The organism is Flavobacterium sp. ALJ2, assembly GCF_015594725.1.
GTDB lineage: Bacteria > Bacteroidota > Bacteroidia > Flavobacteriales > Flavobacteriaceae > Flavobacterium.
On record NZ_JADNRC010000052.1, the window covers coordinates 1 to 756 of the forward strand.

A 756-nucleotide genomic window follows, 5' to 3' on the forward strand; every position below is an offset into this window, starting at 1 on the left:
GATTATCGTTACTAAGGCTTCCTTAGCAGCGGCATCCCAAGTAAACCCTGCTGTAGCAGCTCCTGTTATTAGTACCGTTTCGTTCGGCTCAATAACTCCATCCTTTAAGGCCTCTATATTGATTACTGCTGAAATTTGACCTGCAGCAATAGTTACCTTTCCGCTCAACGCCGTATAATCGGTACCATTTGTTGCTGTTCCTGATAGGGTATAATTTACAACAAAATCAGTTCCTGTACTTACCCCTCTTGGCAAACTTACCGTCAGAATAGCACTTTCTCCTTCTTTAATACTTGCTGTCGCAGGAGAAATACTCAATACTTTATTTGCCGGATCTGTTACGTCTGTAATAGTAACTGTAGCTCTATTGGCTAAATCATCCCAGATAAATCCTGTTGTAGTACTACCTGTTATAATTACCGTTTCGTCAGATTCAATAATAGTATCACTTAAAGCAGCTACTGTTATCGTTCCCTCTGAGCCTGCAGGAATCGTTACCGAACCTGATAAAGCACTATAGTCAGTCCCTTTTGTTGCTGTACCCGATACCGAATAGTTTACAGTCAGTGGATATCCTAGAGTAACCCCTGCTGGCAAACTCACATTTATACTAGTACTTGATCCTTCTGCAACATTTGCTGTAGTTGGACTAAAACGTAATACTTTCTTTAACGGATCAGTTACATCTGTAATAGTTACGGTAGCCTTCTTGGCTGCACCATCCCAGCTAAATCCAGTTAATGAACCTGCTGTTAT

General features: G+C 41.0%; 1 protein-coding gene. It reads right to left on the bottom strand.

The annotated features are described in order from the left end of the window. Positions 1–756, bottom strand: a 756-nt coding sequence (locus IUY40_RS19170; protein WP_229335695.1) for a Calx-beta domain-containing protein, incomplete at both ends; no start/stop codon positions are given.